The sequence below is a fragment of the Bacillus pumilus genome (assembly GCF_003431975.1).
Taxonomy (GTDB): domain Bacteria; phylum Bacillota; class Bacilli; order Bacillales; family Bacillaceae; genus Bacillus; species Bacillus pumilus_N.
The window spans coordinates 1435862-1462855 of the sequence record NZ_CP027116.1; the positions used below are offsets into that span (position 1 = coordinate 1435862).

General features: G+C 40.9%; 29 protein-coding genes. 18 read left to right on the top strand and 11 right to left on the bottom strand.

Annotated features, from left to right (window positions below):
* Positions 1 to 3 precede the first annotated feature (3 nt).
* Positions 4 to 213, bottom strand: a complete 210-nt coding sequence (locus C5695_RS07295; RefSeq protein WP_008345114.1) for a DNA-dependent RNA polymerase subunit epsilon — start codon at positions 211 to 213, stop codon at positions 4 to 6.
* Positions 214 to 608: 395 nt separating this feature from the next.
* Between C5695_RS07295 and C5695_RS07300 the strand changes: the two genes are divergently transcribed.
* Positions 609 to 1388 carry a Cof-type HAD-IIB family hydrolase gene (locus C5695_RS07300; protein ID WP_117730159.1) on the top strand — a complete coding sequence of 260 codons (780 nt, stop codon included), beginning with the start codon at positions 609 to 611 and terminating at the stop codon, positions 1386 to 1388.
* A gap of 38 nt (positions 1389 to 1426) precedes the next feature.
* On the opposite strand, the gene def is transcribed toward C5695_RS07300, so the two are convergent.
* Positions 1427 to 1984 (bottom strand): peptide deformylase, encoded by a 558-nt coding sequence (gene def, locus C5695_RS07305; RefSeq protein WP_117730160.1) that lies wholly within the window; start codon positions 1982 to 1984, stop codon positions 1427 to 1429.
* A 113-nt stretch (positions 1985 to 2097) separates the two neighbouring features.
* On the bottom strand, positions 2098 to 2274 hold the full coding sequence (locus C5695_RS07310; RefSeq protein WP_117733043.1) for a YjcZ family sporulation protein: 177 nt from the start codon (positions 2272 to 2274) through the stop codon (positions 2098 to 2100).
* A 233-nt stretch (positions 2275 to 2507) separates the two neighbouring features.
* Between C5695_RS07310 and C5695_RS07315 the strand changes: the two genes are divergently transcribed.
* From C5695_RS07315 to lpdA, 5 genes are all read left to right on the top strand, one after another.
* Entirely contained in the window at positions 2508 to 3176 is a 669-nt protein-coding gene (locus tag C5695_RS07315) for a YkyA family protein (RefSeq protein WP_117730161.1), read from the top strand.
* A gap of 407 nt (positions 3177 to 3583) precedes the next feature.
* Entirely contained in the window at positions 3584 to 4699 is a 1116-nt protein-coding gene (gene pdhA / locus C5695_RS07320; protein ID WP_117730162.1) for a pyruvate dehydrogenase (acetyl-transferring) E1 component subunit alpha, read from the top strand.
* Positions 4700 to 4702: 3 nt separating this feature from the next.
* Complete coding sequence (pdhB, locus tag C5695_RS07325) at positions 4703 to 5680, top strand: pyruvate dehydrogenase complex E1 component subunit beta (RefSeq protein WP_117730163.1); 978 nt, start codon at positions 4703 to 4705, stop codon at positions 5678 to 5680.
* Positions 5681 to 5787: 107 nt separating this feature from the next.
* On the top strand, positions 5788 to 7128 hold the full coding sequence (locus tag C5695_RS07330; RefSeq protein ID WP_117730164.1) for a dihydrolipoamide acetyltransferase family protein: 1341 nt from the start codon (positions 5788 to 5790) through the stop codon (positions 7126 to 7128).
* 4 nt (positions 7129 to 7132) lie between these two features.
* A complete protein-coding gene (gene lpdA / locus C5695_RS07335; protein ID WP_117730165.1) occupies positions 7133 to 8545 on the top strand; it encodes a dihydrolipoyl dehydrogenase in 1413 nt (470 codons plus the stop codon).
* Between the two features lie 128 nt (positions 8546 to 8673).
* Here the strand turns inward: lpdA and C5695_RS07340 are convergent, their stop codons facing one another.
* Entirely contained in the window at positions 8674 to 9054 is a 381-nt protein-coding gene (locus C5695_RS07340) for a hypothetical protein (RefSeq protein WP_117730166.1), read from the bottom strand.
* Positions 9055 to 9369: 315 nt separating this feature from the next.
* Here C5695_RS07340 and C5695_RS07350 point away from each other — a divergent pair, with 315 nt between their 5' ends.
* A complete protein-coding gene (locus tag C5695_RS07350) occupies positions 9370 to 9489 on the top strand; it encodes a GapA-binding peptide SR1P (RefSeq protein ID WP_003212464.1) in 120 nt (39 codons plus the stop codon).
* Between the two features lie 44 nt (positions 9490 to 9533).
* Here C5695_RS07350 and C5695_RS07355 read toward each other — a convergent pair whose 3' ends face one another.
* A complete protein-coding gene (locus C5695_RS07355) occupies positions 9534 to 11006 on the bottom strand; it encodes an aminotransferase class I/II-fold pyridoxal phosphate-dependent enzyme (RefSeq protein ID WP_117730168.1) in 1473 nt (490 codons plus the stop codon).
* Between the two features lie 190 nt (positions 11007 to 11196).
* On the opposite strand from C5695_RS07355, the gene C5695_RS07360 reads away from it, so the two are divergent.
* Positions 11197 to 11466 carry a UPF0223 family protein gene (locus C5695_RS07360; RefSeq protein WP_117730169.1) on the top strand — a complete coding sequence of 90 codons (270 nt, stop codon included), beginning with the start codon at positions 11197 to 11199 and terminating at the stop codon, positions 11464 to 11466.
* Between the two features lie 226 nt (positions 11467 to 11692).
* On the opposite strand, the gene C5695_RS07370 is transcribed toward C5695_RS07360, so the two are convergent.
* A complete protein-coding gene (locus C5695_RS07370; RefSeq protein WP_117730171.1) occupies positions 11693 to 12328 on the bottom strand; it encodes a DUF1054 domain-containing protein in 636 nt (211 codons plus the stop codon).
* A gap of 287 nt (positions 12329 to 12615) precedes the next feature.
* On the opposite strand from C5695_RS07370, the gene C5695_RS07375 reads away from it, so the two are divergent.
* The 3 genes from C5695_RS07375 (at position 12616) to C5695_RS07390 (ending at position 14148) form a co-directional block, all read left to right on the top strand.
* Complete coding sequence (locus C5695_RS07375) at positions 12616 to 12804, top strand: hypothetical protein (protein WP_117730172.1); 189 nt, start codon at positions 12616 to 12618, stop codon at positions 12802 to 12804.
* Between the two features lie 132 nt (positions 12805 to 12936).
* Positions 12937 to 13743 carry an inositol monophosphatase family protein gene (locus C5695_RS07380; RefSeq protein WP_117730173.1) on the top strand — a complete coding sequence of 269 codons (807 nt, stop codon included), beginning with the start codon at positions 12937 to 12939 and terminating at the stop codon, positions 13741 to 13743.
* Positions 13744 to 13851: 108 nt separating this feature from the next.
* Positions 13852 to 14148 carry an anti-sigma factor family protein gene (locus tag C5695_RS07390; RefSeq protein ID WP_117730174.1) on the top strand — a complete coding sequence of 99 codons (297 nt, stop codon included), beginning with the start codon at positions 13852 to 13854 and terminating at the stop codon, positions 14146 to 14148.
* A 41-nt stretch (positions 14149 to 14189) separates the two neighbouring features.
* On the opposite strand, the gene C5695_RS07395 is transcribed toward C5695_RS07390, so the two are convergent.
* Complete coding sequence (locus C5695_RS07395) at positions 14190 to 14825, bottom strand: hypothetical protein (protein ID WP_117730175.1); 636 nt, start codon at positions 14823 to 14825, stop codon at positions 14190 to 14192.
* Between the two features lie 273 nt (positions 14826 to 15098).
* Positions 15099 to 15278 (bottom strand): DUF5325 family protein, encoded by a 180-nt coding sequence (locus C5695_RS07400; protein WP_117730176.1) that lies wholly within the window; start codon positions 15276 to 15278, stop codon positions 15099 to 15101.
* Between the two features lie 113 nt (positions 15279 to 15391).
* On the opposite strand from C5695_RS07400, the gene typA reads away from it, so the two are divergent.
* Entirely contained in the window at positions 15392 to 17230 is a 1839-nt protein-coding gene (gene typA, locus C5695_RS07405; RefSeq protein WP_117730177.1) for a translational GTPase TypA, read from the top strand.
* A gap of 96 nt (positions 17231 to 17326) precedes the next feature.
* Complete coding sequence (locus C5695_RS07410; RefSeq protein ID WP_044334035.1) at positions 17327 to 17608, top strand: YlaH-like family protein; 282 nt, start codon at positions 17327 to 17329, stop codon at positions 17606 to 17608.
* Positions 17609 to 17639: 31 nt separating this feature from the next.
* On the opposite strand, the gene C5695_RS07415 is transcribed toward C5695_RS07410, so the two are convergent.
* On the bottom strand, positions 17640 to 17870 hold the full coding sequence (locus C5695_RS07415; protein WP_117730178.1) for a YlaI family protein: 231 nt from the start codon (positions 17868 to 17870) through the stop codon (positions 17640 to 17642).
* A gap of 102 nt (positions 17871 to 17972) precedes the next feature.
* Positions 17973 to 18590, bottom strand: coding sequence for a YhcN/YlaJ family sporulation lipoprotein (locus tag C5695_RS07420; protein ID WP_117730179.1), 618 nt, complete (start codon positions 18588 to 18590; stop codon positions 17973 to 17975).
* Between the two features lie 140 nt (positions 18591 to 18730).
* On the opposite strand from C5695_RS07420, the gene C5695_RS07425 reads away from it, so the two are divergent.
* Entirely contained in the window at positions 18731 to 20053 is a 1323-nt protein-coding gene (locus tag C5695_RS07425; protein ID WP_117730180.1) for a PhoH family protein, read from the top strand.
* A 15-nt stretch (positions 20054 to 20068) separates the two neighbouring features.
* Here C5695_RS07425 and C5695_RS07430 read toward each other — a convergent pair whose 3' ends face one another.
* Complete coding sequence (locus C5695_RS07430; RefSeq protein WP_117730181.1) at positions 20069 to 20551, bottom strand: peptidyl-prolyl cis-trans isomerase; 483 nt, start codon at positions 20549 to 20551, stop codon at positions 20069 to 20071.
* A gap of 120 nt (positions 20552 to 20671) precedes the next feature.
* Between C5695_RS07430 and glsA the strand changes: the two genes are divergently transcribed.
* The 4 genes from glsA to pyc all read left to right on the top strand — a co-directional run bounded on the left by glsA (position 20672) and on the right by pyc (position 26954).
* Positions 20672 to 21601, top strand: a complete 930-nt coding sequence (glsA, locus tag C5695_RS07435; protein ID WP_117730182.1) for a glutaminase A — start codon at positions 20672 to 20674, stop codon at positions 21599 to 21601.
* A gap of 122 nt (positions 21602 to 21723) precedes the next feature.
* Positions 21724 to 22005, top strand: coding sequence for an Fpa/YlaN family protein (locus C5695_RS07440; RefSeq protein WP_003212509.1), 282 nt, complete (start codon positions 21724 to 21726; stop codon positions 22003 to 22005).
* Positions 22006 to 22215: 210 nt separating this feature from the next.
* A complete protein-coding gene (gene ftsW / locus C5695_RS07445; RefSeq protein WP_117730183.1) occupies positions 22216 to 23427 on the top strand; it encodes a putative lipid II flippase FtsW in 1212 nt (403 codons plus the stop codon).
* 80 nt (positions 23428 to 23507) lie between these two features.
* Positions 23508 to 26954: a pyruvate carboxylase gene (gene pyc / locus C5695_RS07450; RefSeq protein ID WP_117730184.1), complete on the top strand. Its 3447-nt coding sequence runs from the start codon at positions 23508 to 23510 to the stop codon at positions 26952 to 26954.
* The last annotated feature ends 40 nt before the right edge of the window (positions 26955 to 26994 follow it).

Consider the following 26994-nt stretch of genomic DNA (forward strand, 5'->3'; position numbering starts at 1 on the left):
CTCTCATAGCTCCAATACTTTAAAATTTTCACTTTCTCGTTCATAGTCTAAAAAAGCACCGTCTACAGGCTGAATGAATTCAATGTTGTAGTTATGTTTTTTCAACTTATCGCGTACGTCTCTTTCAGAAACCGCTTCAACGTATAGTGAATCTGTGTGTTCTCTTACAGGTACCTCAGTAGTACTTGCCTGAAAAAATACCTTATATATCATCCAAATCTCTCCTTAAATACCGTATGTTACACTCGCTTATTCTATTATATTAAAAAAACGCGCATAAGAAAAGTCTCTGAGAAAAAAGGACCTTCGGCAAATGTGCGGAAGATCCCTTTAAGCAATCGATTTTTTACGAAGCATGTCCTTCCATTGTCTTCGAATTTTCTTGCGCAGACGACGAAGCATCAGAGGCCGCCTCCTTTCGGTTGAAGTCACATGAGACCATGTATTCCGTTCTCTCTTTATACTTGTATTATATGATGTTTCCATTGAATGTTACATGGTTATATGTGGGAAATGGGCGTATTAAAAGGAATTGGTTTCGAAAGTAGAAATCTTTCTGTATGATGAAAGGGAGTGTATATACATATAAAAAAGACAGGAGACGGGATATGAATAAAAAAGTCATCTTCTTTGATATCGATGGTACTTTATATGATCACGATAAAAAAATACCTGAATCAACGAAGAGAGCAGTTCGATTATTAAAAGAAAAAGGGCATCATCTCTTTATTGCATCTGGGCGTTCGCCTTTTTTGATTCAACCTATTTTAGAAGAATTAGGGCTTGACTCCTTCATTGCGTACAACGGTCAGTATGTTATGTATGAGGGAGAGGTCATTTACGGCAATCCGCTTAAACTGGAGCTGATGGAGCAAATTTATGAGACAGCGGATCGTCATGACCATCCGCTTGTATTCATGGGGGAAAAAACGATGAAGGCGTCTGTGCCAAATCATCCGTTTATCCATGAAGGAATTGGGACTTTAAAAACAGAGCACCCTGAGCATGATTTGTCTTTCTTTAAAGAAAACGAAATTTTTCAAATGCTGTTATTCTGTAAGGCGGAAGAGGAAGTTCAATATGAGGCGTTCCGCGAAGAAATTGATCTTGTGAGATGGCACGAGCTGTCAACAGACGTCTTGCCAAAGGGCGGGTCGAAAGCAGAAGGCATTAAACGAGTCATCGAAAGACTACCTTATGATCAAAAGGATACCGTTGCCTTTGGAGACGGACTGAACGATCGAGAGATGATTACGTTTGCTGGGACAGGCGTTGCGATGGGGAATGCTGTGACTGAATTAAAAGAATTGGCTGATTTTGTGACAAAGCCAGTAGATGAAGACGGCATTTTGTATGCAGTGTCTCATTTAGACCTTATTAAAGAATAAAAAAGAAGACCCTCGAGCTGTAGGGTCTTCTTTTTATTTTATGATCTGCCGATCGCAACAGAGTTGTCTGGTTCAGCGAATGGCTGATCCTTTTGAATATGATCATAAAACATGATGCCGTTTAAATGGTCGATTTCATGCTGAAAGACAATGGCAGGAAACCCTTTTAAGCGAATATCAACATCTTCTCCTTCAAGCGTTGTGGCCTTCACCCTGATTTTTTGATATCGAGGGACAAATCCAGGGATGGCTTCATCAACAGATAAACAGCCTTCACCAGTAGCTAAATAAGCTCTTTTGACCGAATGACTGACAATGCGCGGGTTGAAAAGGGCGTAGCTGTAAACCTCTCCGTCTTCATCCTCACAGTGCACAGCGATCATCCGTTTACTAATATTGATTTGCGGAGCTGCTAGTCCTACGCCAGGTCTTAGTCCATATTTTTCAGCCAAGTCAGCGTCCTGACTATTTATAACGAATTCGATCATGTCAGCTAATTGCTGTTTTTCTTCTTCTGTCGGCGGGAGCTCGACCGCTTCAGCTGTTTGTCTTAAGACGGGATGTCCGTCCCGTACGATATCATCCATGGTAATCACAAATCTTCACTCCTATTTCCTTTGTAAGTAAAGTATATAAAATGATACACAACATATGCAATGAAATAAAGAAGACCGGTCCTATTGAGACCGGTCAGAGGCTTAAACAGCCATTAGCAGCAGCCGCCACCGCCGCCTAAGAATGCTGCGCCAACGATGATTAATAGGATGAATAGGACAACGATTAAAGCGAATGTGCGTCCGCCGCCGTATCCGTATCCACCGCCATAACTTGGGTAACAACAGCCACCGCCGTATCCATACCCGTAACCGCCGTATCCACCATACATACTTCCATGACTATAATTAGACATACTTTTGACCTCCTTTGGAAATACACTCGGCCTCCCATAAGTGAAGGCGAAGCGTGTAATATAAACTATGTATGAATGCACTATTTGTATAGTCATGCGCCTATCAGATGAAAAAAATCTTCTCCGGCTCATCAATCTGACCTCTTTTCTTGTCACAAACGCCTATAAAAATTATAGTGGTATGTGGAGATGTAAAGGGGGACCTTTTGATGAGACAGATGAGAAGAAGCATGAAAGCAGGTGCTGCTTTAGCGGGGATATGTACCCTTATGCTGGCGGGATGCGGAGGTCAACGCCCATTTCATGACATGCAAGATGCGATGACGAAAATGAGCGAAAAAGAGACATCCTTTGAAAAAGAGCAAGGTACACTGCAAAGCTATGAGAAAAAAGAGCAGAAGCTCTATTCAAAAATGATTCAAACCACAAAAGATCATACAAAAACAGTATCAAACCTTTCTGATCAGGCATTAGCATCAGCAGCGAAGCGAGAAGAGCATTTGAAAACAGAAAAAGACAGTATGGATCAATCGAAGAAAGAATTGAAAACGGTAAAGGAATCTGCCGAACGTATTCAGGATGCAGATTTAAAAGAAAAAGCAGATGATACGGTCAAATCACTCGAGAAAAGATATGCGTCGTATGATCAGCTATTTAAGGAGTATCAAAAGGCGCTGAAACAAGATCAGCATTTGTATCAATCTTTGAAGAAGAAGGACTTAGGATATAAAGAGCTGAAAACCAAATTGAAGACAGTCAACCGTTCTTATAGCAAAGTCAGAAAAGAAGGGAAAAAGTTCAATCAATATACAAAGCAATTGAATGAGCATAAACAGGCTTTGTATAAAGCGGCAGATCAAGAGTCTAAAAAGAGCTGAAAACAGCTCTTTTTTTATTTTTCGACAAAAACAAACATTTTCTATTGTAGTACAGTAGTACACTCTATACTAGTACAGATCGAGTTGTTTGGTAAACAGATTGATACAGTTCACCATAAAAAGTAAAGCGAATACATTTATTTAAATAAAGCCGTTAAATCAATTGACGGACTATTTTTCTTGTTGTAAACTATTCCTTGTTAACAGAAGTTGTATTAGTTTTTTGTGAACTATCGGTAATACAGTTAGAAGAACTCAAAAGCAAGCGATCATCCATGTTTCGACAACGATCTCAGTGGCTATTATATACAGGAGTCATATGAGCATTTTGGGTTATCCTATATCTGTATGTATAAATGGATTCACGACAAATTGACTGTTAAAAGAAAGGAAGAGGTGACTTTAGAATGGCTGCAAAAACAAAAAAAGCAATTGTTGATAGCAAAAAGCAATTTGATGCCATCAAAAAGCAGTTTGAAACGTTTCAAATTTTAAACGAAAAAGGCGAAGTCGTAAACGAAGCGGCAATGCCAGATCTTTCAGATGACCAATTAAAAGAATTAATGCGCCGTATGGTGTTTACACGTGTATTAGATCAACGTTCAATTTCATTGAACCGTCAAGGACGTCTTGGCTTCTATGCGCCAACAGCTGGACAAGAAGCTTCTCAGCTTGCAACTCACTTTGCACTTGAGAAAGAAGATTTCATTCTTCCAGGATATCGTGATGTACCACAATTAATCTGGCATGGTCTTCCACTAACAAAAGCGTTCTTGTTCTCTCGCGGACACTTTGTTGGTAACCAAATGCCTGAAGATGTGAATGCACTTTCCCCGCAAATTATTATCGGTGCACAAATCATTCAAGCTGCTGGTGTAGCTCTTGGTTTGAAAAAGCGCGGTAAGAATGCTGTTGCAATCACTTACACTGGTGATGGCGGAGCTTCACAAGGTGATTTCTACGAAGGTATCAACTTTGCAGGGGCTTACAAAGCGCCAGCGATTTTTGTTGTCCAAAACAACAGATATGCGATCTCTACACCTGTTGAGAAGCAATCTGCTGCACAAACAATCGCACAAAAAGCAGCTGCAGCTGGTATCGTAGGCGTACAAGTTGACGGTATGGATGCATTAGCTGTGTATGCAGCAACTGCTGAAGCTCGTGAGCGCGCTGTAAATGGTGAAGGTCCAACATTAATCGAAACTCTTACATTCCGTTACGGCCCACATACAATGGCTGGTGACGATCCAACAAGATATCGTACAAAAGAAGATGAAAACGAGTGGGAGCAAAAAGATCCATTGGTACGCTACCGCAAATTCTTGGAAAACAAAGGCCTATGGTCTGAAGAAGAAGAGAATAAAGTCATCGAAGATGCAAAAGAACAAATCAAACAAGCGATCAAAGAAGCTGACGAACAGCCTAAGCAAAAAGTCACTGACTTGATTGAAAACATGTACGATGTGAAACCATACAACTTGGTTGAACAGCTTGAAATCTACAAACAGAAGGAGTCGAAGTAAGCCATGGCGCAAATGACATTGATTCAAGCGATCACTGATGCGTTACGCACAGAACTGAAAAATGACGAAAACGTTCTCGTTTTCGGAGAAGACGTTGGTAAAAACGGCGGCGTATTCCGTGCGACTGAAGGATTGCAAAAAGAGTTTGGTGAGGATCGTGTATTCGATACTCCACTTGCTGAATCTGGTATTGGCGGTCTTGCAATTGGCCTTGGACTACAAGAATTCCGCCCAGTAATGGAAATTCAATTCTTCGGATTCGTTTACGAAGTATTAGATTCTGTTTCTGGACAAATGGCTCGTATGCGTTACCGTTCTGGCGGACGCTGGAATTCTCCAGTGACAATCCGTTCACCATTCGGTGGAGGGGTTCATACACCTGAGCTTCACGCTGACAGCTTAGAAGGTCTTATTGCACAACAACCTGGTATTAAGGTTGTTATTCCTTCAACACCTTACGATGCAAAAGGACTATTAATTTCTGCAATCCGCGACAACGATCCGGTTGTATTCCTTGAGCATATGAAACTTTATCGCTCTTTCCGTCAGGAAGTTCCGGAAGAAGAGTACACAATTGAAATCGGTAAAGCTGACGTGAAACGTGAAGGTTCTGACCTTTCAATCATCACTTACGGTGCAATGGTTCACGAATCACTTAAAGCTGCTGAAGAACTTGAAAAAGAAGGCGTTTCTGCTGAAGTCGTCGACCTTCGTACAGTGAGCCCGCTTGATATTGAAACAATTATCGCTTCTGTTGAAAAAACAGGTCGTGCGATCGTTGTTCAAGAAGCACAAAAACAAGCTGGTATTGCTGCAAACGTAGTAGCTGAAATCAATGACAGAGCGATCCTTAGCCTAGAAGCACCAGTACTTCGTGTAGCTGCACCTGATACTGTATTTGCTTTCTCTCAAGCTGAGAGTGTATGGCTTCCAAACCATAAAGACGTGCTTGAAACAGCTAAGAAAGTTCTTGAATTTTAATTAAATGACAGAGGGGAAAAGAATTTATTTCTCTTCCCCTTTATCAATTACATGACCGTGTAAATTTACACAACAAGGATTCAACAAAATCTAGGAGGCGAAAAACAGTGGCATTTGAATTTAAACTTCCGGACATCGGAGAAGGTATCCACGAAGGTGAGATCGTTAAGTGGTTTGTAAAACCAAACGACGAAATCAATGAAGATGACGTTTTAGCAGAGGTACAAAACGATAAAGCAGTTGTAGAAATTCCTTCACCTGTTAAAGGAAAAGTATTAGAATTAAAAGTTGAAGAGGGAACAGTTGCAACTGTAGGACAAACAATCATTACGTTTGATGCACCTGGTTACGAAAATCTTCAATTTAAAGGCAGCGAAGAAGAAGGCGAAGCAAAAACTGAAGCTCAAGTACAAGGTACTGCTGAAGCTGGTAACGAGCCAGAGAAGAAAGAAGTGGCACAAGAAGAAGCGGCAGCAGCAACTGGTGCAGGCGCACAAGAGCAAGTAGATGCTGATCCAAACAAACGCGTTATCGCTATGCCATCTGTACGTAAATATGCTCGTGAAAAAGGCATTGAAATTTACAAGGTTGCAGGTACTGGTAAAAACGGACGTGTGTTAAAAGAAGATATCGACAGCTTCGTTAATGGTGGTTCTGCAGCTCAAGAAGCAGCACCTCAAGCAGCTGAAAGTGCGAAAGAAGAAGCAGCTCCAAAAGCGGCAGCAGCTCCAGTTCTTGAAGGAGAATTCCCAGAAACTCGCAAGAAAATGAGCGGAATCCGCAAAGCAATCGCGAAAGCAATGGTGAACTCTAAGCATACAGCTCCTCACGTAACATTAATGGATGAAGTTGATGTAACAAACCTTGTTGCACATCGTAAACAATTCAAACAAGTTGCAGCTGATCAAGGAATCAAGTTAACTTACTTGCCTTACGTTGTAAAAGCTCTAACTTCTGCTTTGAAAAAGTACCCAGTACTTAACACTTCTATCGATGATAAAACAGATGAAGTTGTTCAAAAGCATTACTACAACATCGGAATTGCAGCTGACACTGAAAAAGGTCTGCTCGTTCCAGTTGTGAAAAATGCAGATCGTAAAGCAATTTTCGAAGTGTCTAACGAAATCAATGAGCTTGCAACAAAAGCACGTGATGGTAAATTGGCTCCAGCTGAAATGAAGGGTGCATCTTGCACAATCACAAACATCGGTTCTGCTGGTGGACAATGGTTTACTCCAGTCATCAACCACCCAGAAGTAGCGATCCTTGGTATTGGCCGTATCGCTGAAAAAGCGGTTGTTCGTGATGGCGAAATCGTTGCAGCTCCAGTCTTAGCTCTTTCCCTAAGCTTTGACCACCGTATGATTGACGGAGCTACTGCGCAAAATGCCCTTAACCACATCAAGCGTTTATTGAATGATCCACAATTAATTTTAATGGAGGCGTAAATTCATGGTAGTAGGAGATTTCCCAATCGAAACAGATACTCTTGTCATCGGTGCAGGTCCTGGTGGATATGTAGCTGCTATTCGTGCTGCACAGCTTGGACAAAAAGTAACAATCGTTGAAAAAGGAACACTTGGCGGCGTATGTCTAAACGTTGGTTGTATCCCTTCAAAAGCATTGATCAATGCTGGCCATCGTTTCGAAAATGCTAAGCATTCTGAAGACATGGGTATCAAAGCTGAAAACGTAACAGTTGATTTCACAAAAGTTCAAGAGTGGAAAGCTTCTGTTGTTAACAAATTAACAGGTGGAGTTCAAGGTCTTCTTAAAGGAAATAAAGTAGACATCGTCAAAGGTGAAGCTTATTTCGTAGACAGCAACTCTGTACGTGTAATGGATGAAAATTCAGCACAGACTTACACTTTCAAAAATGCAATTCTTGCAACTGGATCTCGTCCAATTGAATTGCCTACTTTTAAATACACAGACCGCGTGATCAACTCAACTGGTGCTTTAGCGCTTAAAGAAGTACCTAAAAAGTTAGTTGTCATCGGTGGTGGATACATCGGTACTGAGCTTGGTACTGCTTATGCAAACTTTGGAACAGAAGTTGTCATCCTTGAAGGTGGAGACGAAATCCTTCCAGGTTTCGAAAAGCAAATGAGCTCATTGGTTAAACGTAACCTGAAGAAAAAAGGAAACGTTGAAATCCATACAAACGCTCTTGCAAAAGGCGTTGAAGAAAAAACTGATGGTGTCACTGTTACTTTCGAAGTAAAAGGTGAAGAAAAAACTGTTGATGCTGATTACGTACTTGTTACAGTTGGTCGTCGTCCAAACACGGATGAGCTTGGTCTTGAGCAAGTTGGTGTTGAATTGACTGACCGCGGAGTTGTCAAAACAGACAAACAATGCCGTACAAATGTATCTAACATCTATGCAATTGGTGACATCGTTGATGGACCACCACTTGCACACAAAGCTTCTTACGAAGGTAAAATTGCAGCTGAAGCAATCGCTGGAGAGCCAGCTGAAATTGATTACCTTGGTATTCCTGCTGTTGTATTCTCTGAGCCAGAACTTGCAACTGTTGGATACACTGAAGCAGAAGCAAAAGAAGAAGGAATCGAAATCGTTGCAGCGAAATTCCCATTCGCAGCAAACGGACGTGCACTTTCTCTTGATGCAACTGATGGCTTCATGAAAATGATCACTCGTAAAGAGGATGGTCTCGTGATCGGTGCACAAATCGCAGGTGTTGGCGCTTCTGATATGATTTCAGAGCTTAGCCTTGCAATTGAAGCTGGAGTGACTGCTGAAGATATCGCAATGACAATTCACGCTCACCCAACTTTAGGTGAAATTACAATGGAAACGGCTGAAGTAGCAATCGGAAGCCCAATCCATATCGTAAAATAATGAAATGATCAAAACCCTCTTCATTAAGAAGAGGGTTTTTTGAACGTTTGAACAACATTCTGCATAAGAAAACCCCTCATGAGTTGAGGGGTTTTTTCATATGGATGTATAAGTGCAAGGTGAGTCAATTAATTTGTATTCACGCGGTCTAAAGCGTGGCATAAGGGCGATAAAATATCCTCTTTGCTGCTGACATTTCCTTCAACCTTCACAATGACTTTTTCGTTATTTACAAGTAAAATGGCCGGCAATTCGTCTACTTCATTTTTCCAGCCTTTACGATCTTCTTTCACAATCATCTTTGACATTTCCTTCGGGTATTCATTTTTTAAATCGAGGACTGCATCATAATAAGGGCTTTCTTTATCAAGATTTTCTGCATCTGTAAAAAAAAGAATTCTCGGTTTTTGAATATGACTGACTTGGTCGGTCTGATTCGGTATGATATACGCAAATGAGCATGAACTAAGTATAAAGAGCGTGGGGAATATAATGAGAAGTATCCTCATAAAATTCAATCTATTCACCTCAAAATCCTTTGGGGTTGTCCCAACAGTTTTAGGAGCTGGTTCCCTTTTAGTCACTCTAGTGTATCATGTCCTTTTTGACAATTTTCGATTGTTACTCAATTGTTACAGAATTGATATGAAGCAAAATACAATTGAAACGTTCTCACAATATGATAAGAAAAAAACACATATTGAAAAAAATAATTAAATGTGTCATACAATTAACCGTTGACAACTTTAATGTGACATCATATTATAGAGGTATGAAATAGATTAAACGCTTTCAAACTATGAATGAAGAAAAGGGGAATGTACGTGGGTACAATTATTTGTCAAGATTGCAATGAGACCATTGATCAATTTGAAAATGAAAAAGTGACAACACTATACGGAACGTGTGGTCACTGTCATTGCTGTGATGAAGCCTCTGAATAAATAAAAAAGCATGCAGCTCCATTTGGGGCTGCATGTTTCTTTTTTTATAAAATTGGTTTTTGTTCCTTAATGACACGGATCATTTCGAGCGTTGAATCTTCTGGTCCTTGAACAGGGAGACCAATTTCCATGTTTTTAAAGATATATGAAATGTTTTCTTCTGTGATAATTTCACCCGGTATAAAAATAGGGATGCCTGGCGGGTATACCATCACAAATTCTGCGATAATACGGCCTGCTGCTTCTTTAAACGGCACCACTTCTGTTGTGGCGTAAAAAGCGTCACGCGGCGTCATAGCAAGCGATGGAATCTCAGGCAGCAAGACTTCTGTGACCGCTTGTTTGCCGCTCTCACGTTTAGAGGTTGCGGCAATTTCCTTCATAGCCGTTACAAGCGTATCAATCGTCTCATCAGAATCACCAGGTGTCACAATGCATAAAATGTTGTAAAGGTCAGAGAGCTCCACTTCAATTCGGTAGCTTTCTCTCAACCATTTTTCGACATCATGTCCATTTAGCCCAAGATCTTTAATTGAGATAATTAATTTCGTTGAGTCATAATCGAACGTAGAAGCCGAACCGAGTATTTCTTCGCCAATACACGTAATGCCATCAATGTCGTTTAAACGGTTTCTTGCTTTATCAGCCAAACGGATGGACTCGTCGGCAAGGGCCTTTCCTTCAGTGGCTAATCGTTTACGAGCGACATCAAGTGAGGCTAAAAGCAAATAAGAAGTAGACGTTGTTGTTAGCATGCTCAAAATCGATTGCACACGATCTTTTGAGACTAGCCCTTCCTTCATATTTAAAATAGAGCTTTGGGTAAGGGAACCGCCGAGTTTATGGACACTGGTTGCCGCCATGTCAGCACCTGCCTGCATTGCAGAGAGGGGGAGCTTATCATGAAAATGAATATGCACTCCGTGTGCTTCATCGACAAGGACAGGCACATGAAATGAATGAGCAATGTCTACAATCGATTTTAAGTCAGCTGAAATGCCAAAATACGTCGGATTAATGACAAGCAACCCTTTTGCATCTGGATGCTCAGTGAGCGCCTTTTTGGCTGAGTCTGGTGTAATCCCGTGAGATATACCAAGCTCTTTGTCTATTTCTGGGTGAATAAAAACAGGTACTGCACCAGAAAATACAATTGCGGACATAATCGACTTATGGACGTTACGTGGTACGATGATTTTATCTCCAGGTCCACATACAGTCATCACCATTGTCATGATGGCGCCGCTTGTTCCTTGAATGGAGAAAAAGGTATGATCAGCACCAAATGCTTCAGCAGCAAGCTCCTGCGCTTCTTTTATCATCCCTCGAGGTGAATGTAAATCATCGAGAGGTTCTATATTAATGAGGTCAATGCTTAATGCATTGTCGCCAATGAATGCTCTAAATTCAGGATCCATTCCGGCTCCTTTTTTATGGCCTGGAATGTGAAATTGGACTGGATTGGTTGCAGCGTGTTTTTTTAGTCCAGTGTATAAGGGTGTATCATGTTGTGACAATTGCTTTCCCACCTTCATCGAAATACCTGCTATTATTGTGCCATGAATGGCAGATTTCATTGCATAAAACAAAAGAATTATATTATGAACTGATCGGAATGTAAAGCATAAAATCAATCGGTTTCTGATCGAGTAGATGCTATAATAAAAGTTCAAATAAGAAATGAGTATTAAAGTGAGGGACAAGTAAATGGAATATCAATATCCGATGGATGTCGAATGGACGACAGAGGAAAAAATGGCGGTCATTTCGTTTTTTCAAGCTGTTGAGAAAGCCTATGAAAAAGGCATTGCTAAGCAAGAGCTATTAAATGCTTATAAACGATTTAAAGAGGTTGTGCCATCAAAAGCAGAAGAAAAAACGCATTGTGCGGCGTTTGAAAAAGGAAGCGGATATTCTCCTTATCGTACAGTGAAAACGGCAAGAGAGGCAGAAGAGACAGCTATTATACGTATGTAAAAAACGAGCCTGCGAGGGCTCGTTTCAGCGTGTAGACAAACCCTCGCATTCGTTGTCAGGTCTGCGCGCTGGTGCTCACGAATGTTCAATTCGCTCCGCGCCAGTGCTCGCCCTTCCTAGACTTCAAAGGTTTTCTATCACGCTGAAAAGAAGACAAAGGGCTAAAATAAAGATCATTTTAGCCCTTTGTCAACAACCTGAAACGAGCCTGCGAGGGCTCGTTTTTTTATACAGATTCTTTCTGTGTAAAGCGGTATAAATAAGTCAACTTGCGGAAGGCATCTTCGATTTTTGATAAGAATTCTTCATTATTCATTTGAACGACTTCTTCTCTAGGCAGCTGAATACCGCAAAGGAGCTCGGCTTTTTTTACCGTTTGGACACGTTCAAACAGAGTTTTCAGCTGTTCTGCATCAAGCTCACTATGACGCATGACATCTGGTTTCATATGATCTTTGGACCAAACAAAATCTTGCGGTATTTTCTTTTGGATGGTGTCTAGTTCTTTTTCAAATAGTTGACCATACTCGCCTTTCACAGGAGATTCATAAATGAGTGCAAACCATACAAAGACATGTGTTTTCCAAAGCCCAATTTGAAAATGAGGCAGTTTTTTATATCCGCGCTTACTGTTTGCAAAAGCAACCCACGTATCATTTGGCGGATTGACTGATCTTCTAGCATGCTTTGCAACGTGTACAAACATTTCGTCTCCTGTAATAGAAGAAAGAAGGGGTGAAAAGTGTTCGCCAAGTGCCTCAAGCTTTGGACGGACTCTTTCTTTTAATACGGTCATTCGTTCATCTAAACCGTCAACTGTGAATGTCTCAAAATCTTCATCTCTAAAACGCATTTCACTCATATTATGCCTCCTGTATTCTTTCGCTGATCATATTTTATCATAGCTTGAGTCAAGCTCAAAAAAAGATGCACCGGTAGATCAAAGATTGTGGAGGACGTGACGCAGCGTTTAAAAAAAGCGATTTTGTGGTACATAACAAATAGGTAAAGACACAATTTTCAGAATGTCGTTGCGGTTATGCGATCGCTTCATACGATATAAGCAAGAACCATTTCTCTTATCGATTGAATTTTTTATCAATGAAAACCGACAAGGAATGAATCATTCTCTGGAAGGGGCGTTGACCTATGAAGCAAATCGTGAAGCAGGGGTATAGACAGGAGAAGAAAAATCGCATCGCTGTGTGGAGATTAGAGGTTGATTATGAGCTTTCTACGCTTCATGAAGCCATCGAAGAAAAAGATGACATCCAAATCGAACGCAGCAAACGAAAGCTTGAGCGCCTAAGAAAAGAATGGGAGCAGCTTCAAGGGTAAAAAAGGTGAGGTAAAAACGAACCAATTCATCGGTTCGTTTTTGTATGAAGCTGCTTTTTTCTTGCTTTTACGTACATAATATCAGTATGCTAATACAAATAGGTATTACATAGAAAAGAGGTTTACAGTCTGATGACAAACTGGGTGGAAATTGACCGACTTGCAAAGCTTTGGGTAAAAGAAGCAGGAAGCCGTATTAAAGCGTCCATGCAGGAAGTTCTATCAATTGAAACGAAATCAAATCCAAATGATCTTGTCACAAATATCGATAAAGAAACAGAACGTTTTTTCATTGAAAAGATACAAACGACATTTTCAGATCATCACATTTTAGGAGAAGAGGGACAAGGGGAAGAGGTAACATCACTTGATGGAATCGTGTGGATCATTGATCCGATCGATGGCACAATGAACTTTGTCCACCAAAAACGCAACTTTGCCATATCAATCGGGATATTTGAAAATGGCATAGGGAAAATCGGTCTTATATATGACGTTATTCATGACGAGCTGTACCATGCAGTCAAAGGAGAAGGGGCCTATATGAATGATACCCTGCTTCCGCCATTAAAAGATGTGGCGATTGAAAAAGCCATTGTAGGGATTAACCCGACTTGGGCGATCGAAAGCCCTTATTTTGATGCCAAACCATTTGCCCGTCTCGTACGTGACGTGAGAGGGACGAGAACAATTGGGTCAGCTGCCCTTGAGCTTGCTTATATCGCAAGTGGCAGAAGTGACGCATATATCACATTAAGGCTTGCGCCGTGGGATTATGCAGCAGGCTGTGTGCTTCTTGATGAAGTAGGGGCTGTCTACTCAAATATACACGGAGAACGCCTTTCCTTCCTAGAGAAAAACAGTATTGTCGCCGGCAATCGATCTGTTTGTCAAAAGATTCTACAAGATTACATAAAAGGCAGCGAAAATAAAAAATAAACCACATCACTTCATGAGAATGAAGTGATTTTTTGTGTTTGCTGAAACAATTCTTCACAGAGCTAGATTAGAGCTGAAGCGAAAGCTACATTGTGAGGAGTTCAATAAATGAGCTGTTATTTAATCGAGGAATTGTTACCACTTTATATAGAGGGAGACACAAGTGCAGAAACCAAAAAAATAGTAGCCGAGCACTTACAATCCTGCGAGAGCTGCCGGCGACTTTATTTAGAAATGAAAGAACCAATAACCCTTATTCAAACCCCTGATCTCATGCCATATATAGATGAAAAGGAAGAAAAAAGAAAGTTCGAAAAGTACTATTATGGTAAGTTAATATATCGAGCAAGCATCATGTTTGGTGTAGGATACGTCATGATGATCATTGTTTATTGGCTCATATAAAAAATCCCCATCTGGATAAACCAGGTGGGGATTTTTCGAGCTTAGCTTAATTTTTCTTTCGCGATTTGAACCGCATCATAGAACGTTTTTAATTGCTCTTGAGGAATTTTCTTAAGCATTTGGTTGAAAACAAGTAATTCAGTAGAGCTGAATCCAAGACCTTTTGCGATCTTTGAATCAATTACAACTTTTCCTTTTTTGTCTAGAACAAGTGCATCACCAGCAAGATCAGCAATTCTGATCACTGATTTGAAAAGCTTTTCGAATTTAGCTGCTTCTTCTTTTGTAAGACCAAGTTCAACAGCTTTCGCTGCGTCAAAAACCAATTTTCCTTTTTCGTTTTTAGTGATGCTTTCACTGAAAACGATTGTAAGAACAGCTGCGCGATCTAAGAATTTCTCAGCAGTCGCCGCTTCTTCTTCAGTTAGTCCGAGCTCAACAGCTTTTTTCACATCAAATGTGTAGTTGTTGTCTTCCTCAACAAATGAATTGATGAGAATGTTGATGACACGCTCGTTTTTCTCCAATAATTCTTTAATGATTTGCTGCTGCTCGAAAGGAATCCCTTTGAAAGTTGCAGCGTTTGCTTGCCCAGGAGCTACTGTTGTGAAAGTAAGAATGATAGCTAAAGCGAAAAATACAACAGAGCTGAGCGATTTGCTCAAAAACTTCTTCATGCTTCTTTTCTCTCCCTTTTCTGTTAAATTTTGTTGCAAGAACAGCATACCATGAGAAACTTTGTGGAAAAATAGGAAAATTGTAACTTTGTGGGTGATTTTGGAGAACTATAAAAGTTCTTGTCGAAAAATGGAAGAGTTCAGATTACTTACATTTGCAAGCTCTATATGATGTTTTTAGTTGAATCACGAGGCTTACATAGGTGATTGGTCTTGTTTTTGCCTAAAATAAAAGCCTTCTACATGTAAAATGTAAAAGGCTTTTCATAAATTTTATGATTGCACGTTTAATTTTCTTTTTAATGTAAATCCTGTACCCATGAAAACCATGGTAAACACAATACTTAGACAAATGCCCAGTACGTTTTTTTCTGCAAGAGATACCCCAATAAACGCCATACTGACAACTGCAAGTAATGCACATAATAATAGAAGCCATTTGATTTGTCTCATTTGTCTCCATCCCTTTTTTTAGAGTTAATATAAGTTTACAGAAAAACGATCGGCATTTAAAGGGGATTGTGATATAATATGAAAGTTATCTAATTATTTTAGGAGATGAAAATGTGAAACTTCGAAAAGACCTTCGCAACATCGCAATTATTGCCCACGTTGACCATGGTAAAACGACGCTTGTTGACCAATTGCTCCATCAAGCTGGTACTTTCCGTGCGAATGAAAATATCGCTGAGAGAGCCATGGATTCAAATGATTTAGAGCGAGAGCGCGGTATTACAATTTTAGCTAAAAATACTGCGATCCATTATAAAGATACACGCATTAATATTTTAGATACACCAGGACACGCCGATTTCGGTGGTGAAGTTGAGCGTATCATGAAAATGGTAGATGGTGTACTTCTCGTTGTGGATGCTTATGAAGGCTGTATGCCTCAAACACGCTTTGTGCTGAAAAAAGCACTTGAGCAAAACTTAACACCAATTGTTGTTGTCAATAAAATTGACCGCGACTTTGCTCGTCCAGCTGAAGTAGTCGATGAAGTCATTGACTTGTTCATTGAATTGGATGCTACTGAAGAACAGCTTGAATTCCCAGTTGTATATGCATCAGCGATCAATGGTACAGCAAGTAATGATGCGAGCAAGCAAGATGAAAACATGGAATCATTATTCGAAGCCATTGTTAACCATATCCCTTGCCCAATTGACAACCATGAAGAGCCGCTTCAATTCCAAGTGGCACTACTTGATTACAATGATTATGTTGGAAGAATTGGAATTGGTCGTGTATTCAGAGGAACAATGCAAGTTGGACAACAAGTAGCCTTGATGAAGGTTGATGGCAGTGTGAAACAATTCCGTGTGACGAAGATTTTTGGTTTCCAAGGGTTAAAACGAGTGGAAATCAACGAAGCGAAAGCTGGAGATCTAGTCGCTGTATCTGGAATGGAAGACATCAACGTAGGGGAAACGGTTTGCCCAGTAGAACAACAAGAGGCACTTCCAATCCTTCGTATTGATGAACCGACACTTCAAATGACGTTTGTTGTAAACAACAGCCCATTTGCAGGTCGTGAAGGTAAATACGTGACATCACGTAAAATTGAAGAGCGTTTAGAGCAGCAGCTTCAAACAGACGTCAGCCTTCGCGTAGATCCAACAGATTCACCTGATGCTTGGGTTGTATCTGGACGCGGCGAGCTTCACTTATCCATTCTCATTGAGAATATGAGACGTGAAGGATTCGAATTACAAGTATCGAAGCCAGAAGTTATTGTAAAAGAAGTTGATGGTGTTCGATGTGAGCCTGTTGAGCGCGTTCAAATTGATGTACCAGAAGAGCATACAGGCTCTGTCATGGAATCAATGGGCGCGAGAAAAGGTGAAATGATTGACATGATCAATAACGGTAATGGTCAAGTTCGCCTGATCTTTACAGTGCCATCACGTGGGTTAATCGGATATACAACTGAATTTCTTTCATTAACTCGTGGTTTTGGTATTTTAAACCACACGTTTGACAGCTACCAGCCAATGCAGTCTGGCCAAGTTGGCGGACGCCGTCAAGGTGTACTTGTTTCAATGGAAACAGGTAAAGCAACTGCTTACGGAATCCAAGGCGTTGAAGAGCGCGGTGTGATCTTCGTTGAGCCAGGTACTGAAGTATACCAAGGGATGATTGTTGGTGAGCATAACCGTGAGAACGACCTTGTTGTGAACGTAAGCCGTATGAAACAGCAAACAAACGTACGTTCAGCGACGAAAGATCAAACGGTGAGCATGAAAAAACCACGTATTATGTCACTTGAGGAATCTCTTGAGTACTTGAATGAAGACGAATACTGTGAGGTTACACCTGAATCAATTCGTCTAAGAAAGAAAATTCTAGATAAAAACGAACGTGAGAAATCAGCGAAGAAGAAAAAGCTAGCAGGATTATCTTAATTCCATGAAGAATTAAAGAGATAGAACCCTGAAAGGTAAGGGGAGGGAATCTTTTTGAATGAGCAGGAAGTAAGTGAAAATCTATCCTTTTTCGCGATGCTGTTTCGTGTCGATGAAAATCCGCAAACAGGGATGTGGCTCCTATATGGTACCATCCTTGTTTTAGCGATTATTGTTTTTAAGCTCGGCTTTGCTAGACGTTTACCGATTTTAAAAGCGCTCGTGATTTACTTGTTTTTGATTTTTGGCTGCACGTTTCTCACATTTCTAGGAATTTTCTTGCCAGTAGCAGAAGGTCTAGTCGTGGCAGCTGCCATTTTGATTATTTATAAAATACGGCTGCATCGTGCGAAAAAAGAAGGAACAGTGAATACGTAAAAAAAGACCTGAACATGTGTCAGGTCTTTTTTTATATCTTTTGTTCTTTTTTTCCTTTTTTCTTCTTTTTTTCTTTCGTCGCAGGATCTTGATAAAGAGAGAATCTGCCAGTTTTGATGCGTGCTTCTGTCTTTACTTTAATGCGTTCCTGACAGTCATCGCACATATATGTATGAATCGGTCGATTTCTTAACCGCTTAGCAACGAGTGTATCATCATCAATGGTTTCAAGCTTTTCACATAATGAGCACTTCACTCTCATCACTTTCACCTCACTTTATTGCATTTATTATAGCATGTTTTCCAAGCACTTGAAATCAGCGTAGAAAAAGGCTTATATCACAGGAGATATAAGCCGTTCTCTTTATTTTTTCTGATTCATATGATGGTTTGATTGATCGTTTTGGTGTTCGTCTAACTGCTTTTGATCGTTTTGTTTGAGCTGATCATTTGGTTCATTTGTCGGATCTGTTTCGTGACGATCAATTTCATTTCTCGGCATCTCCGGCATCACGCGGCCGACAATGGCAGCTAGTTCATCCATAATGCCACTTACAGGGCGGCCTGCTTGAATTTCTTTGCCCATTTCTTTTAATCGGCTGACTGTATCTGGATCAGCGACTACAACAGCATTTGCACCTTCTGGATCATTTTTCAGCGCTTTTGCAACTGAATATTTAATCGTTTCTACTTTACTCCTATCTAAATCATCTTTTACATCAATCCCTACAACTGCATAGCGGCCAATGACGATCGCTGTAGCATCATTGACATCTGCTACGTGCTCTGTCACTTTGACAAGATGCTCGGCAACATCTGTGGATGGGCGGGCCTCGTTGGTCTTTTTCTTTGAAGAGTCTGATACCCGTACTACATGCTGGCGTCCATCTTGCTTGTCCAGTGCTTCTGGCTTTTCCTGCTGCTGGCAAGCACCCAACAGCATGATGGCTTGAATCATGAATAATGTCAAAAATAGTCGCATTTGTATTCCCTCCTTCACAAACTGCATGATTTATTTTATTGTTGAATTAACCTTCTAACTTTATTCATGAAAACATATATTTTAACAATCGTTTTGGGAAAGACAAGGATGAATGAAACCCCGATCAGGAGGCGAAGGACCTGAGTAAAATTTATGTATTAGACACAAATGTGTTATTACAGGATCCGAATTCAATCTTTTCATTTGAAGACAATGAGGTCGTCATTCCGGCCGTTGTGTTAGAAGAAGTAGACTCGAAAAAGAGATATATGGACGAGGTTGGGCAAAATGCCCGGCGCGTCTCACGTTTAATCGATGGCTTGAGATCAAAAGGGAAACTGCATGAAAAAATCACGCTTGAGTCAAAAGGGACGCTGCGCATTGAACTGAATCACCGCTCTTTCCACGAGCTTCAAGAAATTTTTATTGAAAAAACGAACGATAATCGGATTTTGGCTGTCGCGAAAAATTTGAGCTTAGAGGAAGAAACAAAGCCTCATGGCAGGCCTGTCATTTTGGTCAGCAAGGATGTCTTAGTGCGGGTAAAGGCGGATGCGATAGGGCTTCAAGCAGAAGATTTCTTAAGTGACCGTGTCCTGCAAAATGAAGACATTGATAATGGCTATCATGAGCTCTATATTCCGACGGAGCAATTAAATACATTTTATAAGCAAAATCAATTACCAATAAAAGATGTCACGAGTGCACCTTTTCATCCTCATCAATTTGTCATCATGAAGGGAAATGAAGGCGGTTCTGCTTTAGGAATACTTGATCAAAAAGCAGAGCACGTGAAACGGCTCGTTTATGATCAAGAACATATTTGGGGAATCCGTCCAAAAAATGTCCAGCAGACAATGGCACTAGAGCTGCTTTTACGCCGTGACATTCCGCTTGTGACGCTGATCGGAAAAGCGGGGACGGGCAAAACATTGCTTGCACTTGCTGCCGGATTAATGCAGACAGAAGATCTTGGCATGTTTAAAAAATTGATCGTGGCACGCTCAATCGTGCCTGTTGGGAAAGACTTAGGCTACTTGCCGGGAGAAAAGGAAGAAAAGCTCAGACCATGGATGCAGCCGATCTATGACAACCTGGAGTTTTTATTTAATACAAAAAAGCCTGGTGAGCTTGATGCGATTTTGGCTGGAATTGGATCTATTCAAGTCGAAGCATTAACGTATATCCGGGGGAGAAGCATTCCTGATCAATTTATCATCATTGACGAGGCGCAGAATTTAACAAAACACGAGGTGAAAACATTATTAACGCGAGTCGGAGAGGGAAGTAAAATTGTGCTGATGGGAGATCCAGAGCAGATTGACCATCCTTATTTAGACAGCTTAAATAATGGGCTTACGTATGTGATCGAACGGTTCAAAGGGCAGCAAATATCGGGACATGTCAAGCTTGTCAAAGGAGAAAGGTCTGGACTAGCACAGCTTGCCGCTGATTTGCTATAGTCCAGACCCACTGACTTATGTAATGATCATCTCTTTGACACCTTTTATTGGCTGAGTGAGGTTGGACTGATCCGCGAAATAGACGTGGATGGGTCCTTCTTCTGTGATAGGCTTACCATTTTGGCTGAAATGAGCTATGCTCTCCACTGCTTGAGAAAGCGGCACAGCAATCGTGCCTGTATTTGTGATGAATTCGCATGTATCCGCATGTTCAAGCGGTTTAGCATTATTCAGCATGTCGCCAAGCTTCATCCCGAAGCTGCCTGTGACGAGTCTTTCCTTTTCATACTTCTTCTCTGTTTTTAATGTAGGTGGAAGTGTTTGACCCTCTCTTATAACCCGCTCTTGGTCAAGCTCCTGATCTAGTTCATTCTCTTCGTTTGCTGCACTTTTTTCAAAGAATGAATCCATTAAAAATTTACGGTCATCAAAAATCCATACACTTGGATCAATGGTGATCTTGTATTGTACGTTCCCCTTGATTTGAATGATGCTCATGTTCAAGACAACCCCTTTCCAACATAAATTATAGAAGTTTTCGCTCACTTTGTCACTTTCATAAACATGCTGCACCTTGTACACACTAATCTTACATGAAAGATAGGGAGTGTATTGGGCATGGCATGTCGCGACAATGAAGAGCTTCAGCGATTTGTAGAAGAAGCAAAAAAAGTGGCCAAAGACGGTAAAGTAGCATCCTATATTCCCGCTCTCGGCAAAGCGGATCAGACGGATTTATCTGTGGCTGTGTATCATGTAAGTAATACGTGTCACTCGGCAGGAGATGTAGATAAGCGGTTTACCCTTCAAAGCATTTCAAAAGTATTGGCACTTGCGCTCGTGCTTTCAGAAGAAGGGCCAAAAAAAGTTTTTCAATTTGTTGGACAAGAACCAACAGGTGACCCGTTTAATTCGATGATCAAACTGGAGACAGCAAGCCCAAATAAGCCGCTGAATCCAATGATTAATGCTGGAGCGCTGGCAGTCACGAGTTTGATCAGAGGAGCGACTCCGCAAGATCAGCTGAACCGTTTGCTTGGCTTCATTAGAGAGCTTGCAAATGACAAAAGCATTACATACTGCAAGGAAACAGCTGCATCTGAATTTGAAACATCTATGATTAACCGAGCGATGTGCTATTATATGAAGCAATATCATATTATTAGAGGGAACGTAGAAGAAGTCATGGACGTCTATACGAAGCAATGTGCCATCATGATGAACAGCTTGGATTTGGCGAAAATTGCTTGCGTTTTTTCATTAGACGGAAGGCATCCAGAGACAGGAAAGCAGATTCTTTCGAAAGATGTCGCTAGAATTTGTAAAACCTTTATGGTGACGTGCGGAATGTACAATGCAAGCGGAGAATTTGCCATTAACATCGGAATTCCTGCTAAAAGCGGTGTCTCAGGCGGGATTATGGGTGCGGCACCATATGATTTTGGGATCGGTATATTCGGACCTGCTTTGGATGATAAAGGAAATAGTATTGCTGGAATTAAGCTGCTTGAGCTTATGAGTGAAAAATATGAGATGAGTATCTTTTAATGAAGGAAGGCTTCTTTTTATTTTTACAAAGCGAACTGTACAAATCTGCTTGCAATTTTGGGCGTTTCGCTTTATGATAAATAGAAGAATTAGGTACTCGCCTGGGGAACGGAGGGATACTTTTGGCGTCAGAAATTTTAGTCGATCATCGGCAAAAAGCACTGGCTTTATTAAAATTGGATGCAGATAAAATTTTAAAATTGATCCAAGTGCAAATGGACAACTTAACGATGCCGCAATGTCCTCTTTATGAAGAGGTTTTAGATACTCAAATGTTCGGATTATCAAGAGAAATTGATTTTGCTGTCCGGCTTGGATTAGTTGATCAACATGAAGGTAAGAAACTACTCGATAAACTTGAGAGAGAGCTTTCAGCACTTCATGATGCGTTCACAAAAAAATAATGTTTAAAAACTCAAACTTCTACAACCTAAGTTTGAGTTTTTTTGTCCTCTCTTTTCTTTTCATTGATTGATGTCAAACGGACTTGATTCTTTCATGAATGACGAACAATATAAAAGAGGTAAAACGGGATCAAACGGAGAAAATGTAGTAGAATAAGAACAGCTAAGAGGATATCAACCAGTAGAAATAGACGTTAGGAAGAGGATTATATGTTAAAGAGAATGCTAAAATCGTATGACTACTCATTATTGTTCGCCATTATCTTAATTAGCGCATTCGGTTTGGTGATGGTGTATAGCTCAAGTATGATAACATCTGTGATCAGATACGATGCCGCGCCAGATAACTTTTTTAAGAAACAGCTTTTATTTATGATTGTTGGAACGGTCATCTTGCTTTTTACGGCACTAGTTCCATACCAGCTGTTTTCAAATAAGAAATTTCAGATCGGTATGCTGCTGCTATCAGTGTTTTCACTCATCTATGTGTACTTTGGCGGTCATATTGCAGGGAACGCAAGAAGCTGGATCAAAATAGGCCCATTTAGTCTTCAGCCAGCGGAATTTGTGAAGATTGTCGTCATTATCTATCTTGCTGCTGTGTATGCAAAAAAGCAGCATTATATTGATCATATTTTAAGAGGAGTTACACCTCCTATCGTGATTGTCTCGATCTTATGCGGGTTTATCATGTTGCAGCCAGACTATGGGACAGCCTTTATTATTGGCATGATTGCCCTTGCCATGATTTTATGCTCAGGGTTTAGCGGGAAAACACTTGCAAAGCTGCTGGCGCTATTTAGTGCTGTAATGGTCGTTGTGACACCGTTTATTATTCTTTTTTGGGATAAAATTTTCACGCAAAATCGTCTCGGTCGTTTTGAGAGCTTCCAGGATCCATTTAAAGATGCAGGCGCTACTGGGCATCAATTGATTAATTCCTATTATGCCATTGGATCAGGCGGCTTCTTTGGACTAGGTTTAGGAGAAAGTGTTCAAAAATACGGATACCTCCCAGAGCCGCACACAGATTTTATTATGGCAATTATTTCAGAAGAGCTTGGCTTTTTCGGTGTGTTTTTTGTACTCGCTCTCCTTGGCTTCATCGTTGTAAAAGGTTTTTATATTGCAAGAAAGTGTGAAGATCCATTTGGAAGTTTGCTTGCAATAGGAATTTCCTCCATGATTGCGATCCAAACATGCATCAATTTAGGCGGAGTTTCAGGACTAATTCCGATTACAGGAGTCACACTACCGTTTATCAGTTACGGGGGGTCGTCCATCATTTTACTTAGCGGGTGTATGGGAATATTGCTGAACATCAGCATGTTTACTGAATATAAAGAGCGTTATAAAAAGAAAAAATCAATGAGCAAACCATCAGTTCAAAAAAATGGATTCCAGAAAACTTTGAATCTTTAGGAAACAAAAGTGTACAGTTTTCATTTCTTCCTTTATTATAGAGTACATATAAAATTTTAAGGGATATGGAGGAGTGAGAAATGTCACAGAGAACAATTCAAAAGGTTCTAGTTGCAAACAGAGGGGAAATTGCTATCAGAGTCTTCAGGGCCTGTACGGAGCTCAATTTACGTACAGTGGCCATTTACTCCAAAGAAGACTCGGGCTCTTATCATCGCTATAAAGCAGATGAAGCATATCTAGTTGGAGAAGGGAAAAAACCGATTGATGCCTACCTCGATATCGAGGGGATCATCGAAATTGCAAAACGAAATGACGTGGATGCCATCCATCCAGGTTACGGATTTTTATCTGAAAACATTCATTTTGCAAGACGATGCGAAGAGGAAGGCATTCAATTTATCGGTCCAACTTCTCAGCACTTAGATATGTTTGGAGATAAAGTAAAAGCAAGAGATGAAGCGAAAAAAGCTGGCATTCCGGTCATTCCAGGAAGTGACGGACCAGTCGATTCGGTTCAAGAAGTCGAAAAATTCGGTGAAGAATACGGTTACCCGTTTATTATTAAAGCTTCACTAGGCGGCGGTGGCCGAGGTATGCGGATTGTCAGATCGAAAGAGGAGCTGAAGGAAGCTTATGACCGTGCGAAGTCAGAGGCAAAAGCTGCTTTTGGAAATGACGAAGTGTACGTTGAGAAACTGATTGAAAATCCGAAACATATCGAGGTGCAGGTGATTGGCGACAATCACGGCAATATCATTCATTTATATGAGCGTGACTGCTCTGTTCAAAGGCGGCATCAAAAGGTCATTGAAGTGGCGCCAAGTGTATCTCTTACAGATCAATTGCGTGAAGATATTTGTGAAGCGGCTGTTCAGCTTGCCCAAAATGTTACGTATATCAATGCAGGGACTGTAGAATTCCTTGTCGCAAATGGAGAGTTTTACTTTATTGAAGTCAATCCAAGGGTACAGGTAGAACATACGATCACAGAAATGATCACTGGTGTCGATATCGTCCAAACCCAAATTCTTGTCGCGCAGGGTCATGACCTTCACAGCAAGGAAGTCGGTATACCAAAGCAAGAAGATATTTTCACACATGGCTTTGCCATTCAATCAAGGGTCACAACAGAAGATCCTTTAAATGACTTTATGCCGGATACTGGGAAAATTATGGCCTACCGCTCAGGCGGTGGATTTGGTGTACGACTTGATACGGGTAACAGCTTCCAAGGTGCAGTCATTACACCTTATTACGATTCACTATTGGTCAAGCTGTCTACATGGGCGCTCACATTTGATCAAGCGGCTGCTAAGATGGTCCGAAATTTACAAGAATTCAGGATTCGTGGGATTAAAACAAACATTCCGTTTCTTGAAAACGTGGCAAAGCATGAGAAGTTTCTAAAAGGGGAATACGATACGTCGTTTATCGATTCGACACCAGAGCTATTTAATTTCCCTAAGCAAAAAGACCGTGGAACGAAGATGCTGACTTATATTGGTAACGTGACCATTAATGGGTTCCCTGGTATTGCGGAGAAAAAGAAGCCTCATTTTGACAAGCCCGTTGTACCGAAACTTTCACTACAGCAAGAGATTCCATCTGGGACAAAACAATTGTTAGACACGCACGGACCTGAGGGTCTTGCCAATTGGGTGAAAGAGCAAGAAAGCGTCCTTTTAACAGATACAACCTTTAGGGATGCGCATCAGTCTCTGCTTGCGACACGCTTCAGGACACATGATTTAAAGAAAGTGGCCAAGCCGACAGCAGGTTTATGGCCAGAGCTGTTTAGTATGGAGATGTGGGGCGGTGCTACATTTGATGTTGCATACCGTTTCTTAAAAGAAGATCCTTGGGCACGATTAAAAGAGCTCCGTCAGGAAGTGCCAAACACGCTGTTCCAAATGCTTTTAAGATCCTCAAACGCTGTTGGATATACAAACTATGCGGATAACGTGATTAAAGCATTTGTAAAGGAGTCGGCAGAGGCAGGCATTGACGTGTTCCGGATTTTTGATAGCTTAAACTGGGTCAAAGGCATGACACTTGCCATTGATTCTGTACGTGAATCAGGTAAAGTGGCAGAGGCAGCCATTTGTTATACGGGGGATATTCTTGATCCATCTCGTGCGAAATATGATCTTGGGTACTATGTCTCTCTTGCGAAAGAACTGGAATCTGCCGGTGCGCATATTTTAGGAATTAAAGATATGGCAGGTTTATTAAAGCCGCAGGCAGCTTATGAGCTAGTCTCTGCTTTAAAAGATGAGCTCACGATCCCTATCCATCTCCATACACATGATACGAGTGGAAATGGACTGTTCACCTATGCAAGAGCAATTGATGCAGGCGTTGATATTGTCGATGTGGCTGTCAGCTCTATGGCAGGACTCACATCTCAGCCAAGCGCAAGCTCACTGTACTATGCTTTAGATGGGCATAAAAGAAAGCCAGACATGAACGTCCAATCTGTCGAACAACTTTCTCAATACTGGGATTCCGTTAGAAAATACTATCATGAGTTCGAAAGCGGCATGAATTCGCCTCATACAGAAATTTATGAGCACGAAATGCCTGGCGGTCAGTATAGTAACTTGCAGCAGCAGGCGAAAGGTGTCGGACTTGGCGACCGCTGGAACGAAGTGAAGACAATGTACAGACGTGTCAATGACATGTTTGGAGATATTGTGAAAGTGACACCATCCTCTAAAGTAGTCGGAGATATGGCACTTTATATGGTGCAAAATGATCTAACAGAGGAAGATGTCTATGAAAAAGGAGCAACTTTAGACTTCCCTGATTCTGTTGTGGAACTATTTAAAGGCTATTTAGGCCAGCCTCATGGCGGATTCCCTGAAAAGTTACAAAAGCTGATTTTAAAAGGGGAAGAACCGCTCACTGTCAGACCTGGTGAGAAGCTGAAGCCAGTGGACTTTGAAGCTATTAAGCAGCAGTTTAAAGAGTCTCATGATCTGACGCTGACAGAGCAAGACGCGATTGCGTATGCCTTATATCCAAAAGTCTTTTCTGAATTTGTCCAAACAGCAGAAAATTATGGGGACATTTCTGTTCTTGACACACCAACGTTCTTCTACGGGATGAGGCTTGGTGAAGAGATTGAGGTAGAAATCGAAAAAGGTAAAACCTTGATTGTCAAACTCGTGTCAATTGGAGAACCGAACCCAGATGCCACAAGAGTGATTTACTTTGAGTTAAATGGCCAGCCGCGTGAAGTGGTCATTAAGGATGAAAGCATTAAATCCTCGGTTCAAGAAAAAATGAAGGCGGATCGTTCTAATCCAAATCACATTGCCGCATCAATGCCAGGCACTGTCATCAAAGTGCTCGTGGAAAAAGGACAGAAAATCTCGCAAGGTGAGCATTTGATGATCAATGAAGCTATGAAAATGGAAACGACTGTACAAGCACCATTCTCTGCGGTCGTAGATGAAATACATGTAACTAATGGAGAACCGATTCAAACCGGTGATCTGCTGATTGTCTTAAAGCCTGAATAAGAAGTGAGACACATCATCATGATGTGTCTCCGCGTGTAGA

Bases quoted from the DNA above. Each gene is read 5' to 3' on its own strand.
- C5695_RS07415 (WP_117730178.1), bottom strand. From the start codon at position 17,870: ATGAGAGTGAAGTGCTCATTATGTGAAAAGCTTGAAACCATTGATGAT.
- ftsW (WP_117730183.1), top strand. From the start codon at position 22,216: ATGTTAAAGAGAATGCTAAAATCGTATGACTACTCATTATTGTTCGCC.
- C5695_RS07360 (WP_117730169.1), top strand. From the start codon at position 11,197: ATGGAATATCAATATCCGATGGATGTCGAATGGACGACAGAGGAAAAA.
- C5695_RS07375 (WP_117730172.1), top strand. From the start codon at position 12,616: ATGAAGCAAATCGTGAAGCAGGGGTATAGACAGGAGAAGAAAAATCGC.
- C5695_RS07310 (WP_117733043.1), bottom strand. From the start codon at position 2,274: ATGTATGGTGGATACGGCGGTTACGGGTATGGATACGGCGGTGGCTGT.
- C5695_RS07370 (WP_117730171.1), bottom strand. From the start codon at position 12,328: ATGAGTGAAATGCGTTTTAGAGATGAAGATTTTGAGACATTCACAGTT.
- C5695_RS07430 (WP_117730181.1), bottom strand. From the start codon at position 20,551: ATGAGCATCATTCAAATCAAGGGGAACGTACAATACAAGATCACCATT.
- C5695_RS07390 (WP_117730174.1), top strand. From the start codon at position 13,852: ATGAGCTGTTATTTAATCGAGGAATTGTTACCACTTTATATAGAGGGA.
- C5695_RS07395 (WP_117730175.1), bottom strand. From the start codon at position 14,825: ATGAAGAAGTTTTTGAGCAAATCGCTCAGCTCTGTTGTATTTTTCGCT.
- pdhA (WP_117730162.1), top strand. From the start codon at position 3,584: ATGGCTGCAAAAACAAAAAAAGCAATTGTTGATAGCAAAAAGCAATTT.
- C5695_RS07295 (WP_008345114.1), bottom strand. From the start codon at position 213: ATGATATATAAGGTATTTTTTCAGGCAAGTACTACTGAGGTACCTGTA.
- C5695_RS07300 (WP_117730159.1), top strand. From the start codon at position 609: ATGAATAAAAAAGTCATCTTCTTTGATATCGATGGTACTTTATATGAT.
- lpdA (WP_117730165.1), top strand. From the start codon at position 7,133: ATGGTAGTAGGAGATTTCCCAATCGAAACAGATACTCTTGTCATCGGT.
- glsA (WP_117730182.1), top strand. From the start codon at position 20,672: ATGGCATGTCGCGACAATGAAGAGCTTCAGCGATTTGTAGAAGAAGCA.
- pyc (WP_117730184.1), top strand. From the start codon at position 23,508: ATGTCACAGAGAACAATTCAAAAGGTTCTAGTTGCAAACAGAGGGGAA.
- C5695_RS07340 (WP_117730166.1), bottom strand. From the start codon at position 9,054: ATGAGGATACTTCTCATTATATTCCCCACGCTCTTTATACTTAGTTCA.
- C5695_RS07420 (WP_117730179.1), bottom strand. From the start codon at position 18,590: ATGCGACTATTTTTGACATTATTCATGATTCAAGCCATCATGCTGTTG.
- C5695_RS07400 (WP_117730176.1), bottom strand. From the start codon at position 15,278: ATGAGACAAATCAAATGGCTTCTATTATTATGTGCATTACTTGCAGTT.
- C5695_RS07410 (WP_044334035.1), top strand. From the start codon at position 17,327: ATGCTGTTTCGTGTCGATGAAAATCCGCAAACAGGGATGTGGCTCCTA.
- pdhB (WP_117730163.1), top strand. From the start codon at position 4,703: ATGGCGCAAATGACATTGATTCAAGCGATCACTGATGCGTTACGCACA.
- C5695_RS07315 (WP_117730161.1), top strand. From the start codon at position 2,508: ATGAGACAGATGAGAAGAAGCATGAAAGCAGGTGCTGCTTTAGCGGGG.
- C5695_RS07380 (WP_117730173.1), top strand. From the start codon at position 12,937: ATGACAAACTGGGTGGAAATTGACCGACTTGCAAAGCTTTGGGTAAAA.